Source organism: Micromonospora sp. NPDC048170, from assembly GCF_040652795.1.
Lineage (GTDB): Bacteria > Actinomycetota > Actinomycetes > Mycobacteriales > Micromonosporaceae > Micromonospora.
Map to the genome: position 1 here is coordinate 1 of NZ_JBEZMR010000003.1, position 14,403 is coordinate 14,403.

11 protein-coding genes and 1 pseudogene are annotated in these 14,403 nt (G+C 72.6%); 3 read left to right on the plus strand and 9 right to left on the minus strand.

Going from position 1 to position 14,403, the window contains the following annotated elements:
• Window positions 1–896 (minus strand): PepSY domain-containing protein (locus AB0D32_RS06560; protein ID WP_357085707.1); only part of this gene is annotated, 896 nt, incomplete at its 3' end.
• A 240-nt stretch (window positions 897–1,136) separates the two neighbouring features.
• Between AB0D32_RS06560 and AB0D32_RS06565 the strand changes: the two are divergent.
• From AB0D32_RS06565 to AB0D32_RS06575, 3 genes and pseudogenes are all read left to right on the plus strand, one after another.
• A pseudogene (locus AB0D32_RS06565) lies at window positions 1,137–1,250 on the plus strand (transcriptional repressor); the annotation flags it as partial.
• 252 nt (window positions 1,251–1,502) lie between these two features.
• Entirely contained in the window at window positions 1,503–2,825 is a 1,323-nt protein-coding gene (locus tag AB0D32_RS06570) for an NAD(P)/FAD-dependent oxidoreductase (protein WP_357085709.1), read from the plus strand.
• Between the two features lie 23 nt (window positions 2,826–2,848).
• A complete protein-coding gene (locus tag AB0D32_RS06575) occupies window positions 2,849–4,402 on the plus strand; it encodes an aminotransferase class I/II-fold pyridoxal phosphate-dependent enzyme (protein ID WP_357085711.1) in 1,554 nt (517 codons plus the stop codon).
• Window positions 4,403–4,433: 31 nt separating this feature from the next.
• Here AB0D32_RS06575 and AB0D32_RS06580 read toward each other — a convergent pair whose 3' ends face one another.
• From AB0D32_RS06580 to AB0D32_RS06615, 8 genes are read right to left on the minus strand one after another with little or no spacing between them, the layout of a single operon-like run.
• Window positions 4,434–5,195, minus strand: coding sequence for a thiopeptide-type bacteriocin biosynthesis protein (locus tag AB0D32_RS06580; RefSeq protein WP_357085713.1), 762 nt, complete (start codon window positions 5,193–5,195; stop codon window positions 4,434–4,436).
• Window positions 5,192–7,666 (minus strand): hypothetical protein, encoded by a 2,475-nt coding sequence (locus AB0D32_RS06585; RefSeq protein ID WP_357085715.1) that lies wholly within the window; start codon window positions 7,664–7,666, stop codon window positions 5,192–5,194. Before AB0D32_RS06585 ends, AB0D32_RS06580 begins: the two co-directional genes overlap by 4 nt.
• A complete protein-coding gene (locus AB0D32_RS06590) occupies window positions 7,663–9,126 on the minus strand; it encodes a SagB family peptide dehydrogenase (protein WP_357085718.1) in 1,464 nt (487 codons plus the stop codon). The genes AB0D32_RS06585 and AB0D32_RS06590 overlap by 4 nt, the downstream gene beginning before the upstream one ends.
• Window positions 9,123–10,298, minus strand: a complete 1,176-nt coding sequence (locus tag AB0D32_RS06595; protein WP_357085720.1) for a hypothetical protein — start codon at window positions 10,296–10,298, stop codon at window positions 9,123–9,125. The genes AB0D32_RS06590 and AB0D32_RS06595 overlap by 4 nt, the downstream gene beginning before the upstream one ends.
• Complete coding sequence (locus AB0D32_RS06600) at window positions 10,295–10,831, minus strand: hypothetical protein (RefSeq protein WP_357085722.1); 537 nt, start codon at window positions 10,829–10,831, stop codon at window positions 10,295–10,297. The genes AB0D32_RS06595 and AB0D32_RS06600 overlap by 4 nt, the downstream gene beginning before the upstream one ends.
• Entirely contained in the window at window positions 10,815–12,383 is a 1,569-nt protein-coding gene (locus AB0D32_RS06605) for a hypothetical protein (protein WP_357085724.1), read from the minus strand. Before AB0D32_RS06605 ends, AB0D32_RS06600 begins: the two co-directional genes overlap by 17 nt.
• On the minus strand, window positions 12,380–13,108 hold the full coding sequence (locus AB0D32_RS06610) for a TOMM precursor leader peptide-binding protein (RefSeq protein ID WP_357085726.1): 729 nt from the start codon (window positions 13,106–13,108) through the stop codon (window positions 12,380–12,382). Before AB0D32_RS06610 ends, AB0D32_RS06605 begins: the two co-directional genes overlap by 4 nt.
• Window positions 13,087–14,364, minus strand: coding sequence for a YcaO-like family protein (locus AB0D32_RS06615; RefSeq protein WP_357085729.1), 1,278 nt, complete (start codon window positions 14,362–14,364; stop codon window positions 13,087–13,089). The genes AB0D32_RS06610 and AB0D32_RS06615 overlap by 22 nt, the downstream gene beginning before the upstream one ends.
• Window positions 14,365–14,403 lie beyond the last annotated feature (39 nt).

Consider the following 14,403-nt stretch of genomic DNA (forward strand, 5'->3'; position numbering starts at 1 on the left):
TGCACCCGGCTGGGCACGCCCCGGCCGTCGCCGAAGATGCCGTTGCGGCCGTGCACGTTCTTGAAGTAGTCGTACGTCCTGGCGGCACCGAAGTGCGCGTCGACCGCTGCGGACTGCCGGTTCGAAGGGACCCCGGTGCCCCAGACGTTGTCCGCGTCGGTGAGGGTGGTGCAGGTGGAGGTGCCGTTGTTCATGTCGCACGTCGAACCGTTGCCCCGGACCGGGTCCACCATCGAGTAGGTGCTCCCGGACAGGGTGGTGTCGACCGTGACGGTCCCGGAGTAGACGCTGCTGCCCGTGCCGGCGACCGTGTCGATCTCGTCGTACGAGCCGATCAGGGTGCCGGTCGCGGCGTCGGTGATGACGTGGAACCGGGACGGGGTCTGTCCGTCCGGTTGCCAGCCGGTGACCACCGTTTCCCAGGCCAGCCGGCCCTTGCCGGAGCTGGCGTCGACGAAGAGCTCCGGGGTGCCGACGGCGGTCAGGGTCCCCTTGAACAACTTCTTCGCCGCGGCGGCTGCCTTCCCCGCGCTGATCCGGGGGGTGGTGCCGACCGTGAGGGGGGTGACCAGGCCGACTGAGGAGCCGGCGAAACTGCCGTCCGGGGCGGTGTGCACCACGAAGTCGCCGCCGGAGACCCGCAATCCTTGGTAGGCGCGGGTGTAGCGGGTGTGCGCCGCCCCGTTCGGGTCGACCTTGGAGCTGTAGACGGCGTACGTTTCGCCTGCCGAGGCCCGTACGGCTGCGCCGTTCGCGCGCAGTGCCGCCTCGGCCCTGGCGACGGCACTTGCCTCCGGGGTGGGGGTGGTCGGTGCCGCGTACGCGGTGGTGGCAACGCCGGTCAGCAGGCCGCTGGCGAGTAGCGCGATGCTGACGGTGGCGATGGATCTCTTCACTGGCCCTCCTGGGGGTTACGTGACGGTAGTCACCTACGTATATATAGCCATCGATCTAAATGGTGAGAAGGGGCCGTTCAGTCGATGCAGATCACTCGCCACACATGCTTCGGTGATTGGTTCGGCCTGCGAAGATTCCCGCCACGATCCAGCGGGGCGCTGCCGTGCGGCCAGGTGCACGCTCTCGACCGGGGACCCGGGGCCGCTACGCGGCTCGGGGCTCGGGGCGGCCCGACCACTGTCTACCGGGCCTGTGGCCGTACCGTCGAGGTCGAGGTGCCTGCGGTGGAGATCTGGGCCGACCGGGTCGCCGCTCGGCGCGGCCTTGTCGACGTCAGCCACACCATGGAGATCTCAGTCGAGACAGATCAGAGCGGCTACCTCGGGCGCCGCCCGAGCGACTTTAATCCATTGTGGACATCAGTTACGCTCTCCGCCGGGCCTGCGGTGCGTGCGGCGGAGGTAACCACCTGCAACGGTGGCCGACGCCGAACGCGACCCGGCTGACCTGCGGCGATCCGCGGACCCCGGGCCCGCTCCTGGGTGGCTTCTCCCGCCGCCGCTGCCTGCGCCGTCATCCGCCACACCAACGAAGGACCGGTAAAGTTGTACGACGCGATCGTCATCGGCGCCCGTTGTGCGGGTGCGTCCACCGCCCTGTTGCTCGCCCGGCGTGGACACCGGGTGCTGCTGGTGGACCGCTCCTCGTTTCCCAGCGACGTCATCTCGACGCACTTCCTCTGGCCGCACGGGATGTCATACCTGAACCGGTGGGGGCTGCTGGACGAGGTCCTGGCGGTCACTCCGGCGCACACCACGGTCCAGGTGGTCAACGACGGCATCTCGCTGACCGGCTCGGTGCCGAGCGAGCTGCTGCACGAGTACTTCCGGGACCTGCACGGCGACGACTCGGGCGTGGTGCGGAGCTATGCATCCGTGCGGCGCCGGGTGCTGGACGAGATCCTGGTCGGCGCGGCCGCCAAGGCCGGTGCCGAGGTGCGCACCAGCTTCACCGTTCGTGAGCTGATCGTCGAGAACGGGCAGGTCGTCGGCATCCGGGGGCGTGCGGTCGACGGGGAGCTGGTCGAAGCGCGGGCCCAGATCGTGGTTGGTGCCGACGGCCGGAATTCGTTCGTCGCCCGCGCCCTCGCGCTGCCGAAGTACGACGAGCGGCCCCGCTGCACGTTCGCCTACTGGAGCTACTGGTCCGGTTTCGACCTCGGCCCGGCACAACTGCACCGGCGCGGCCGGCTGGCCTGCGCGGTGGCGCCGACCAACTTCAACCAGAACATGGTTCTGGTCTGGGGGCCGAGTGAGTGGTCGCGGGAGTTTCGCGGTGACGTGCCGGGCAACTACCAGAAGGCGTTGGACTTCGTCAGTCCGGAGCTGGGTGACATGGTGCGCACCAAGGGGACCAGGGAGGAACGCTTCTACGGCACCCTGGACCAGTCGGCCTTCCTCCGGCCACTGCACGGGCCCGGGTGGGTGCTCGTCGGTGACGCCGAGTCGGCCAAGGACCAGTGCACCGCGATCGGCATCACCCACGCCTTCCGTGACGCCGAGCTGGTCAGCGCCGCACTCGACCGGTGGCTCCGCGGTGACGCGTCGATCGACGAGGCGATGACCGCCTACGGGGACCGCCGCCGGAGCCAGAACGCTGCCGCCTACCACGACTACGTCTGCACCCTTGCCGAGATGCGTCCGTACCGGCACGACGAGCTGCAACTGTTCGTCGCGTTGCGGGGCAACCAGCAGGAGATCGACCGGTTCATCGCCACACACGCCGACGTCGCGCCGGTGTCGGAGTTCTTCCAGGCCTCCAACCTCTTCCTGCTCAACGACGCCGCGAAGGAGTCCTCCGCCGACCACGCGGTCTTCGAGGACTTCGCGGAGACCTCCCGCAGCTACCAGCAGAACCTCTTCGCCTGATGATCCACCAGGGAGACGACACCGTGACCACCGAGCTGGACCAGCGTGAAGACGGCGAACTGATCGGGATCATCCTCAAGGCGGCCCACTGCCGGGACTTCGAGACCATGGCGCGTACCGCGACCGAGGTCTCCGAGATGACCCGCAACTGGGCCGGCCACATCCCGTGGGACGACCTCGCGTCGCTCGAAGGTGCCGACGACGAGCTGGCCCACGTGGTCGCCGACCTCACCGAGATGTGGGAGCCGGCCCACCTGCGCAACCCCGTCGACCCCGACGAGGAGTACGCCCTGGACAAGAACGCGTACGACTTCTACCGGCCCGCCGGCTGCAACCTGCTGACCCGCACCGAGGACTTCTACGGCTGGGTGCAGGCCCGTCGCCGCACGGAGACGTGGCAGTACTCCCGGGTGCTGGAGGCGGCGCCGGACAGCGTCGCCCAGATCACCAACGACCTGGGCCGGCGGGCCCGAGGCATCAACTTCAACTCCCAGGACTATCTGTCGTTCAACACGCACCCCGCAATCCGGGAGGCGGCGGCCAGAGCGATGCACGACTACGGGCCGCACAGCGCCGGCTCGCCGATGGTGCTCGGCAACACCCGCATCTCCGACGATCTGGAGGCGGCCCTCGGCGACCTGGTCGGGCTCGACCACGTGACGCTCTTTCCGACCGGCTGGGCGGCCGGCTTCGGCGCGGTCGTCGGTCTGGTCCGGCAGTCCGACCACATCCTGATCGACCGGCTGGCCCACTCCTGCCTCCAGCAGGGGGCACGGGCGGCCACCCGGAACGTCATCCGCTACGAGCACCTCAACGTCGAGGCGGTACGCCGGCACCTGACCGAGATCCGGGCCACGGACACCCGCAACGGCATTCTGGTGGTCACCGACGGGCTCTTCTCGGTGGACGCGGACTGGCCGGACCTCGTCACCCTGCAACGCGTCTGCCGGGAACACGACGCCACGCTGCTGGTCGACGTGGCGCACGACCTGGGCTCGATGGGGCCCGGCGGCACGGGCGTGCTGGGGATGCAGGACCTGCTCGGCAGCGTCGACATCGTGATGGGCGCCTTTTCCAAGACGTTCTGCTCCAACGGTGGCTTCGTGGCGTCCCACTCACCGGCGTTGAAGCAGTACATCAAGATGTTCGGCGGCTCGCACTTCTTCTCCAACGCGCTGTCACCGGTGCAGACCGCGGTGGTGCGGGAGGCCACCAGGATCATCCGGTCGGCCGAGGGGGACGCGCTGCGGGCACGGCTCTTCACCGCGATCCACGCCCTGCGCGACGAGCTGACCGGCCGGGGCCTGACCTGCATGGGTGAGCCGTCACCGATCGTGCCGCTACTGATCGGCAACGAGAAGCTGGCGCGGACGGCGAACCGCCTGCTCTTCGACCGGGGAGTGCTGGCATTCATGGTCGAGTTCCCGGTGACCCCGACCGGCTCGTCCCGGTTCCGGCTTCAGGTGCAGGCCGGGCACCGGCCCGACGAGGCCCGCGAGGCGGCCCGGATCATCGAGGGCGCCATCGCCGACTCCCGGGCGTACCTCTCCAGCGCCTTCGGCAGCGCTCCCCGCTGACTCCCGACTTCGGGCAACGGCTGTGAACGTGTCAGCCGCCGTGGGCGTGAAACAGGAGACTCTCTTCGAGCAGGGTCAGGCCCAGCCGGTTGTTCATCAGGTGCACGTGCTGCGCGAGGAGATCGGTCCCCGTGGGCGGTAGCTCCTCGCGCAGCGTCGTGGCATACCGCTGCATGCTGTCCCGGATCCGGGCGTCCGCGCGTACCACGGGAAGGGTGGCGTTCAGCGCGCGGCGGAACGGTACGGCGAGCCGGTCCACCGCGGTGCTGGTGAGGCCCACCTGCCCGATCCAGTAGGCCGCCGAGTCGGCGAGGAACGCTACCCGGGATGCCCTGGGCAGACGGTCGGTCACCTCGGTGAGGTGGAGCGCGGCGGTGGCGATCCGCAGGGGCCAGTAGTCCGGACCGAAGCAGCCGAGCGCGGCTTCGCTCGCGGCGTGGAACAGCCGTTCGGCCGCGGCCACCCCGCCCGGACCACCGAACTTGTCGTACTCGGGTGCGTAGAGCCGGACGCGGACGTCCGCCAACTCGACCAGGCCGTGGCGCTGCACGTCGGCCAGCAGGTCGAGCGGGCCACCCACCCGCAGCCGGACGTGCGGGCCGTTCTGGTCCCGGTAGCGGATGAAGAACCAGCGTACGAGGGCGCCGTGCTCGCTGAGGCCGGCGACGAACGGCGCGACCACCGACTCCAGCACCGGTTGCAGCGCCGGTACCGAGGTGGCGTAGGTGTGGAAGGAGATCCAGTCGGCGACCATCGGCCGGTCGGCACCAGCCGCCGGCTCCCACCCGGTCATGTCGCGCCCCGCGATGCCGGGGCCAGGTTCAGCAGGACCAGGAGTTCGCTGGCCCGCCGGTTTCCGTCCGCGTCGCGCAGCCAGTGCGCGTCACGGCCGGGCAGCGCCTCGACCAGGTCGAAGGCCCGGTCCTGCGCTGTCGCCCGCAGCAGGGTCCAGACGGCGTGCGGCACCCGCAGGTCGACCCAGAGCGGTTTGCGTGCCGAGACCGGCGCGAAGTCGCGGCGACAGAACACCTCTGCCGGCAGGTCGTGGGCGGTACGCCAACGGTCCAGGCGGAACAGGAACCGCGCCGGCGACTCACCGGGCCGGGGCCGGGGGAATGCGGCAGCCGGTATCCGCCAGCGTCGGCGGCTCAGGACCAGGCGCCCCGACTCCACCGCCGGCATGGCCGTCGGCTCCTCGGGTACGCGAGGCTGCGGATCGAAGGGCCAGCGGTCGTTGTCGGCGCGGACCGCTATGAGCCACGGCTCGGAGAGCAGGAACAGCAGGCGGGCCGCCTCGGAGAGCAGGTAGGCCGGGGTCGAGCCGAGGTAGGTGAAGGCCACCGGTGCGCCGTCCGAGTCGTGGACCTGAAGGGTGCCGGTGGACGGCTCGTGCGTCAGCCGCAGACGGGACCAGTTTCCCGTCGGGCCCGCGCCAGCGCGGACCTCGGCCGGCCAGGGCAGCGACGGCACCCCGCCGGCCGCCGCCCGGTGCCCGTTGATCCAGTCGGCGCCGATGTTCACCTGGTAGGCCCGGGCGCCCGGGTACACGGTGGCGAGCCATTCCACCAGGGACCCGTTCACCGCGTCACTCATCCTGGGCACCCCCGCCCAGCGGCTCAACAGCCCCGGCTGGCCGGCGGTCAGCCGGTTGAGGACGAGCCGGTAGTCGCCGGCAGCCACCTCCGCCGGTCCGGCGGCGACGATCTGGGCGTACGCGGTCTGCGTCGGAGCACCGATGGTGCCGTGGCCGCGTAGGTCCTCGACGGGCTGGCCCGGGTCGGTGTAGGCGTCGCCGAACAGCTTCGGCGCGTCCGGACGGCGCAGGAAGCTGTAGAGCACCTCGAAGATGTCGTCGGCCTGGCCGCCGGGGCCGTACCGGGCGACGAAGTGGTCGACGAGTCGCACGTACAGGGTGGCGCGGCGTACCGAGGGACGAAGCAGGCCGGCGAGCTGGTCCAGATCGTCCAGGACGGTCTGCGGCAACTGGACCGCTCCGACGGTCCCGGCGACGTTCTCGTGCCGCAGCGGCCCGGCCGTCACCCAGGCCGGCGCGGGTGCGTCGACCCGGTCGAACGCCTCGATCGCCAGCGTACGCAGCCGCTGGTCCAGGTCGAGCCGTGTGCCGGCGTCGGTGGTCGCGGCCAGCGCCGCACCGACTCCGGCGACCGCGGCGACGGTGGTGACCGCGGTTGCCGGCGCCGGCAGCAGGAGACCGGCATGCAGGAAGCGCCGTGCCTGCGCGGCGACTGCTGCGCGCGACACGACGTTCGGCCGTTCCGCCGCTGGCGGCTGCTGCTCCGCCACGCCCGGCGGGCTGTCCCGGTGCGCGTGCAGTAGCAGGTCGACGAGGGTGTCGAGGCGGACCGGATCGGGCGGCAGCGCGGCGAGCAGTTGGCGGTACGCCGTCAGGTCGGTCAGTTCGTCGTCCCGGGCGAAGTAGCCCTGGAGGAAGTGGTAGGCCGGCAGCAGCGCCACGGGTAGGCCGTCGACCCGCCGCAGGCTGGGGCTGACCGTCACCGTCACGGCCCCACCCCGCTCGGGATGGGTGGCTTCGGCGAAGAGCAGGGCGGTGGTGAGTGCCGGGGTGACTTCCACGACGCGGTCGAGGTGCGGCTCGCCGACGGCGCCGACCGGTCCACCGGGCGGGCTGAACCGGGCGAGTTCGGTGGTGGTCAGCGTGCTGAACGGGCTGAGCTTGGCCGCGCTGCGGGTGAGATAGGAGACTGCCGATTGCGCCATCCGGCCACCGAGGGGTAGTTGGTCGTCCGAACCGAGTAGCCGCCGGGTGAACGCCGGGCTGGCGATGGCCAGCCCGGATAGCAGCCAAGGGTCGCGCAGGTGGGCCAGGATGCGCCGACCTGCCTGGCCCAGCGCGGCGGGTGTCGCGTCGTCTGCCGCCGCGAGCTGGGTCTCCACCTGCTCGCGGGAGCGGACCCAGGAGGCGAGCAGCCGGCGGAGAGGCTCCGGCGGTGCGCTTCCGAGCTGCTCGACGAGCCGCCGGGTCCGGGTGGTGAGTCGGCCGTTGTGGACGTCCCGGCGCAGGTTGACCGCCGTGCGTCGGCCGGCCGGCTCCAGGGTCGGCGCGAGGCGGTGCAGCGCCAGGGCGAGATCCTCGGCCAGCCGGACCGCCTCCCGTTCGCTCTCCGACGCGGCGTCCAGGCACCGACGGATGCGGGGTACCGCGAGGGCGTCGAGCGCCTTCGCCGGCAGGCCGGCGACCCGTACCAGCACGGCGTGCCGTCCCGACCCGGGCCCGGCTCTCACCGGGGCGTCCCTGGCGTGGCGGGACCGGGCAGCGTACCCAGCACCAGTTCGCCGACCGACGACTCGACCAGCGGGTCGAGGCCGGTCGCGGCGCTGAACATCGCGGAGTTTCCGCTGCCCAGCGCGCAGGCGCCGAGGTTCATCGCCGTGGCCGCCAGGCACATCGCCTCCAGCAGCACCCCGACGTTCTTCAGGGTCAGGGCGTAGGAGATGCCCCGGTACTTCCAGCCCAGCCGGTTGAACCGGGACGCCACGGTGACGAGCACCTGCGGTACGGACTCCCGGCCGATGCTCCAGTGCGCCTCGTTGAGCATCCCGACCAGTAGTTTGGGGGTGGCGGTGACGAGCGTGAGCGCGTGGATCACCGGCTCGTAGTGGTAGATGCCCGGTCGCAGGCCGGTGCACGAGCGCACTGACAGGTACAGCTCCAGGTCGTGGGCACCCCCACCGGACGGGTAGGTGCGGTCGGTGGAGCCGTACGGGATCCCGGCCTCCGGGTCGGCCGGACGCTCGGCGCGTACGCGAGCCACCCGGAACAGGAACTCACCGAGTTGCTCCAGGGCCAGCGGGGCGGTGCCGAAGGCGCGGGTCGACCGGCGCCGCTCCATGACACCGGCCAGCGGCGGGTCGGCGCGGACCAGGTGGTCGATGTCGGGCCGGGGCAGTGGGACGGGTTCGCCGCCGAAGGCACCGACCGGCTTGACCGCCGGCAGGGGCGGAAACCGATCCTGGAACAGGTAGACCGATCCAATCCGTTCGTCGGTCAGCCCGCGCCGGCTGAGCCGGTGGGTCAGGACGTCGTGGAACTCCCGCTGGGCGACCTGCGGATCGGTGTCCTCGGGGAGCTGGCCGGCGTCGTCGGTCAACCCGGCCACGCCCGCGCCGACGAGCACGCCCAGGAACTCCCGCGTCGTCTCGGGCGGGCAGTCGACCGCGGCGCAGACGTCGGCGACCCGGACCGGCTGGGCCAGCAGCGGCAGCGCCGCGGCCACCGCCGCCTCGCGGATCGCCACCCGGGAGTACGCGGTCGGCGACTCGATGACCACCGTGTCGTCCCGGCGACGCAGGTAGGCGAAGCGGGACAGGCGTACCGTCTGCTCCGGCGCGGGTGGCGCCGCCTCGTCGCGGGCCAGCTCGACGGGCGCCAGGTCCCCGGTCAGCGTGACCTCGGCGATGGGCCGGCCGCCGACGACGAGTCCGAACCGGATGAGGCCCCAGCGGGCGAACCGGGTGACCTCGTGCCGCAGGCGGGTGAGGTCGGCCTCCGGCAGGACCGCCCTGGCCCGCTCCGCCAGCTCGTCGGCGCGTAGAGCGCTGGTGTGCAGGGCCAGCAGCGCCGCGGTCACCCCGGCGTCGACGTCCCGCAGAACGGTGCGGCCGTGCACCGGATGGGCGACGGAGACCGTGCCGGTGGCGTCGGCGGCCAGCGTCACCTCCGGTGCCAGCACCAGCTGGATCACCGGGCCACCCGGTACCGGTCGCGCCGCGCGACGGCCGCCTCATGCCCGAGTCGCAGGGATCGTCCGACGAGGCTGGCGAGCGGGCTCTCCAGGACGGCCAGCACGCCAGGATCGGCGGCCGTCCGCAGGGTGCCCTGCGACATGGTCGCCAGGGCGCGCGCCGCGGCCGGCTGGGACAGCGCGGCGTCGAGCCGGGCCAGGTCGTCAAGCGCCGGACCGTCCGGCAGCGGTTCACCGGCTGGGGTCACCGATCGGAGCGGGTCGTCGGTCAGCACCACTCCCGTCAGGAACGCGGTGATCCAGAGCCGGTTCAGGGGTTCCGTGGGCAGCCCGGGAAAGTCGAGGCGCCACTGCTCGACCTCGTCCTGTGCCTGGCGGGTCACCGCCCGGGTGTCCAGGCCCCGGTGGCGCAGCGCGGTGTGCGCCGGCTCGGGGCGCCAGCCGAGCTGGTGCGCCTCGTCGCGGACGACGCAGAGGGTCTCCCCGCTGAACCAGGAGAAGTACGGCACCGCCATGGGATACAGCAGCGCGGCCGTGCCGTGGTCGGGCAGCGGCCCGACGTCGTCGACGAAACACGCCGACTTGCGCGGGCCCATGTGGTCGTTGCCGGTCAGGCTCGGCCCCGGGTCGTGCTCGACGAGGTTGGGCACCGGGCAGACGACCCGTACACCGTGGTGGTTGAGGAAGATCCGCAGGGAGACGTCGTCCTGCTTCGCCCACTCGTGCAGGTTCTGGCTGGCCGACTCGCCGAACTCGCGGCCGAGGGCCGCCGGCAGGACCAGGGCCACGGAGGGCACGTAGTGGTCGGTGACCTCCACCCACGGTATGCCCCCGACGGCGGCCAGCCGCAGCATGAACGAGGTGTCCCCGCCCCATTCACAGAACAGCGCCAGACCGTCGGTCGGGTACGCCTCCAGCGCCGCCGTCAGCCGGTTGGCGAAGTCGTCGCAGAGCACCGCGTCGTCCTGCACCACCAGGTGGTGCGTCGCGCCGTCACCCACCGCCGACCAGGCGGCGGCCGCCGTACGCAGGGTGCAGCGTTCCCCGTCGGGGACGGGGTCGACGACGATCCGCATGTCGAGTTCCGGATGCCGTTGGCGCAGGGCACGCGCCCGGTCCAGCCGCGTCGGGTGGGTCATGATCACGGTGGAGAGCGAGACGGGTGTGCTCATGCCGGCCTACCGATCAGCAGGGTGCAGAGGTGGTCGAGTGGCTCGGGACCCTGCTGCCGGACGGCCGGCACGACGCCGGGCCGGTGGTCCAGCCGGCCCGCCAAACCTTCGGCGTGGGCGGCGAGCCAGGCCGCCTGCGCACCCCAGCCGGCGGCGACGAGCAACTGGCCGTACCGCTCGCCGGCCCGCCCGACATCGGCACAGAACAGCAGCCCGGCCGCGGCGTCCGGCCACCGACCGGCCGCGGCCCGGGCCAGGGGTGACGAGGCGGATTCGGCGGCGGTGAACACCACGACCGTGATCGGGGTCGGCGCGAGTGCCATCGTTGCGGCGGTGCCGGCGCGGAGCACCGCGTCGAGGTCCGTACGGGTGACCGGTGCCGTGCCGAGGCGGGCCACGGCTGGTGGGCGCAGGGACTCCGGACGGGACACCTGAGGGTGGGCGTCCGGCGGCGGCGTCGCGCAACCGGTCGGCGGCGGACTGGCCTGCTCCACGAGCTGCTGGTAGAGGCGGTGTTCAGCGAAGATCGGCACGGTCGTCCTCCCGGTAGAGTCCGACGACTGCGGTGGGCAGTTCCTGGCCGGTACGGAGTTCGAGCAAATCGGCCAGGCGCGGATCGGTTCCGGTGGTGACCACGGCCCGCAGCGGGCCACCGGTGGCTGCCGCGACCAGTCTCGCCAGGGCCCGGCCGGTCTCCAGGTGGATCTCCCGGTAGGCGGCGTCTTTCCGGCTCCTGAAGAGCTTTCCTGGCAGCCCGACGAGCACCAGCACGGCGGCCGGATCGGCGGGCAACCCGTCGGGCAGCGGCGGGGGCGGGGACAGGTCGGCCCTGGTCGCCACGAGTTCGGCGGAGGCCGGGTCGTACCGGTGGACGGGGTGGGCGGAACCGGCGACCGCCAGCAGGTAGGTGTCGACGGCAGGGTGCCCGGCCACCGCCGCCAGCAGCGGGGCCAGGCCCGTCGGCAACCCGGCTGCCGCCTCGTCGGGACGGACCCGCGGCGACGAGGCGAGGTCGCCGCGCTGGCCGGTGTCGTCACCGTCAGCCGGGCTGGCGGGAGCCGGCGGGACGCTGGGCGGTGCCGGCCGGGCCAGCCACTCGTGGGCCAGCGCCAGATCGCCGGACGCCGGCGCGGACCGCAGACCGCAGCGGGTGCAGCCCGGCTCGGGTGTCACGTCGAACCGCTCGCTGCGCAGCTCGGGCAGGTGTATCCGGACCACCGTCCGGTAGGTCGTCGGCCGGGTCAGCCCGGTCAGCACGGCCAGCGCCTCGGCCGCCGCCATTCCGGCGGCCAGCGTGGTCCCACCGGCCGGCACCGCGTCGACCGGCCATCCGGCCGCCTCGCGTGCGGTGCGGAAGCAGGGCGCGCAGGCGGTCTCCGGCCCGGTGAAGAGCGGGCCTAGCTCGATCTGTCCGGGAGCTCCGCCGACCCGCAGGAGCGGGATGCCGCTGTCCCGGCACCGTTCCGCCAGCCGGCGGAACGACGCGGGATCGGTGTCGACCGCGACCACCAGCCGGCTCGCGTGGTGCGCCAACCCGGCCAGGAGGTCGCCGCAATCGGCGTCGACGTCTGCGTGGGTGTCGGCGTCCCACAGGTGGATCGTGCCCACGCCGGTGTCGCGCAGGTCGTCGACGAGCGCGACGGCGAGGTCGACCGGGCCGTGCACGGCGACCACGCAGTCGGCCAGCACCGCCGTCACGGCGGTGGCGTTCCGGTGCCGCCGGGTCAGCGCCACGCTGCGGGACACGAACGACCGCATCGGTGAACCGGCGATGGCCCCGGCCGCGGCCCCCGGGTCGTCCCCGAACTCGAGCAGCCCCGACCGGTCGAGCAGCGCCACCGCGCGGGCCACCTGCCCGGGAGCGAGCCCCAGTTCGGCGGCGAGCTCGGCGGGGCCGCGCCGGCCGTCGAGCAGGCCCATCAGGCGGGGGAGCAGCTCGGTGGCCGCCGTACCGGTGAACCGCTGACGACTCGGACCGCCCTCGACCAGCAGGCCGTCCGGTAGGGGCACCACGACCAGCCCGTCCGTCAGCCGAGGCCGTGGGGTGGGCGGGACGGGAGCGTCGGTCACCCCGGTGCCGGTCATGCCGGCGTCCCGTCGGTGGCGCCCACCGCGTCGCGCGGGGCGGCGGTGACGAGCCGGCGGACCAGATCCGCGATCGCGCCGCCGGTCCCGAGGGGTACGTCCGCGCCGCAGCGCGGGCAACCGTGGCAGGCCACGACCCGGTGGCTGGTCAGGTGTCCGGTCAGCACGTTGAGGGAGTGGACCAGTCCCGGGTCGGCTGCGGTACGGGCCACCGTCGCCAGGCCCACCGCCTGTCGTACGTGGTGGGGTAGGTGCCCACCCGGGCCGAGGGTGTCGTTCGCCTCGTAGGCGGCGGTCAGCGCGGCGGTGGCCGCGGACTGGGTGTCGTGCTGCGCCCGACGGTACCGGTAACAACGGTGGCAGGGGGCGGTGCCGGGCTGGATCCAGGGGCCGACGACGAGATGGGGGTGCTCGGCGACGAGAGGCAGCCAGGGCAGGCCGCTGGTGGCGGCAGCTGCGTCGACCTGTTCGCACAGCTTCGGCACCGGCCGCCAGAGCGCGACGACGGCCGCGACCAGGCCGGTGTCGCCGCGCCGCGCCTGTTCGGTCAGCTCCTGCGGGGAGAGGGCATGGGCGCCGGCCGTGACCAGCAGTCGTCGGACCGCCCGGCCGAACTCCCCGACGCCGACGACCCCGACGCCCGACCAGACGGCACCGGGTGACACCGATGCGATGCCGTACGGCTCCGGCCGGTGACTGCCCGTCACGCAAACGGCTGTGGCCACTGGTTCTGCTCCTCCTCGCTCAGACTGGGAAAGCCCATTCGGGCCGGTGCCTCGCGCAGGCGTGGGTGGGCGCGGAACTGGGCGAGCGGCTGTAGCGACATCGGTTGCAGCTCGGGAATCACCACGGTGACCGCGGTGAGCCCCACCTCGGCCAGCTCCCGGCAGGTCCGGTCCACGGCGACGACCTGCATCCCGGCGTCGGCGAGGTGGCCCAGTACCACCCGCAGCGCGGCCGTCGGATCGGCGGGCAGGTCCGGGGCGGACGCGGTCGGGACCCGGGCGTCGAGCCCGTCCAGCAGGAACCCGAAGGCTGCGGAGTGCTCCGGACGCGACATCATCCGTGCCCCGTCCAGCACCGTCCGGAATGCTGTGTAGTCGGCGGGCGGCGGCTCGTCGGAGTAGTAGGCGTCCCGCAGGGTCAGCACCTCGAGCAACGCCCGCCGGGCGGCGTCGCCCAGGCTGTGTCCGGTGCCGGCGCCGATGACCTGCCGCGCCATGGCGTCGTGCGGGGCGATCTGGAGCACGTACACGGTGGGCACCGCGAGGTCGGTGGTGGCCTCGAAGAGGTGGGTGGTCAGGAACCGCCGTTCGCTCCAGGCGAGCAGGTACCGCACGTCGTCGGTGAAGGTGTCGGGACTCAGCGGCGGCAGTGGGAGCTTCTGCAACCAGGTGAGGGCGACGGCGTCCCGTTCGACGACCTCCAGGATGCCGCCGAGCAGTGCCTGCGCCGGGTCGGGATGGACCGAGTAGCCAGTGGAGATCTGGTAGACGAACCGTTCGGCTGGCTCGGCGTGTAGGCCGTAGGCGACCATGACCGCCGGTACCCAGGTCGGCTCGCCGGTGTGCACGTCCACGCCACGCACCCAGCGGATCGGCACGTCGTCGCGGTAGGGCACCATCGGGCAGCCCGGCTGGGCGTGCTCCCGAGGCGAACAGCGGGGGATCCTCGAGGTGTCCAGCACCCGACCCGGCAGGTCGGCGGCGACGGCCCGTTCCGGCTCGGTGTGCAGGTTCGCCCCGGCGTACCGTTCGGCGGCTTCGGCGATGGCGACGGTGTGGCTCAGGTCAGGGTCGTCGAGGACCCGGCCGGTGCCGACCTCGCCAGCGGGTGGCACGGCGGAACGGCCCGGGCGGCCACTGCCGGCGTCGCCGACGCAGACGTGGACCCGCGACAGGCCCCGGGGAACCAGGGCCCGGCGCACCGAGTTGACGACGCCGAGTGGGGAGACCAACCTGGTGAGATCCACGGTGGTCACGGCAGAACTTCCTCCTGGGGTAGGCGCGGAGTCGGTGTG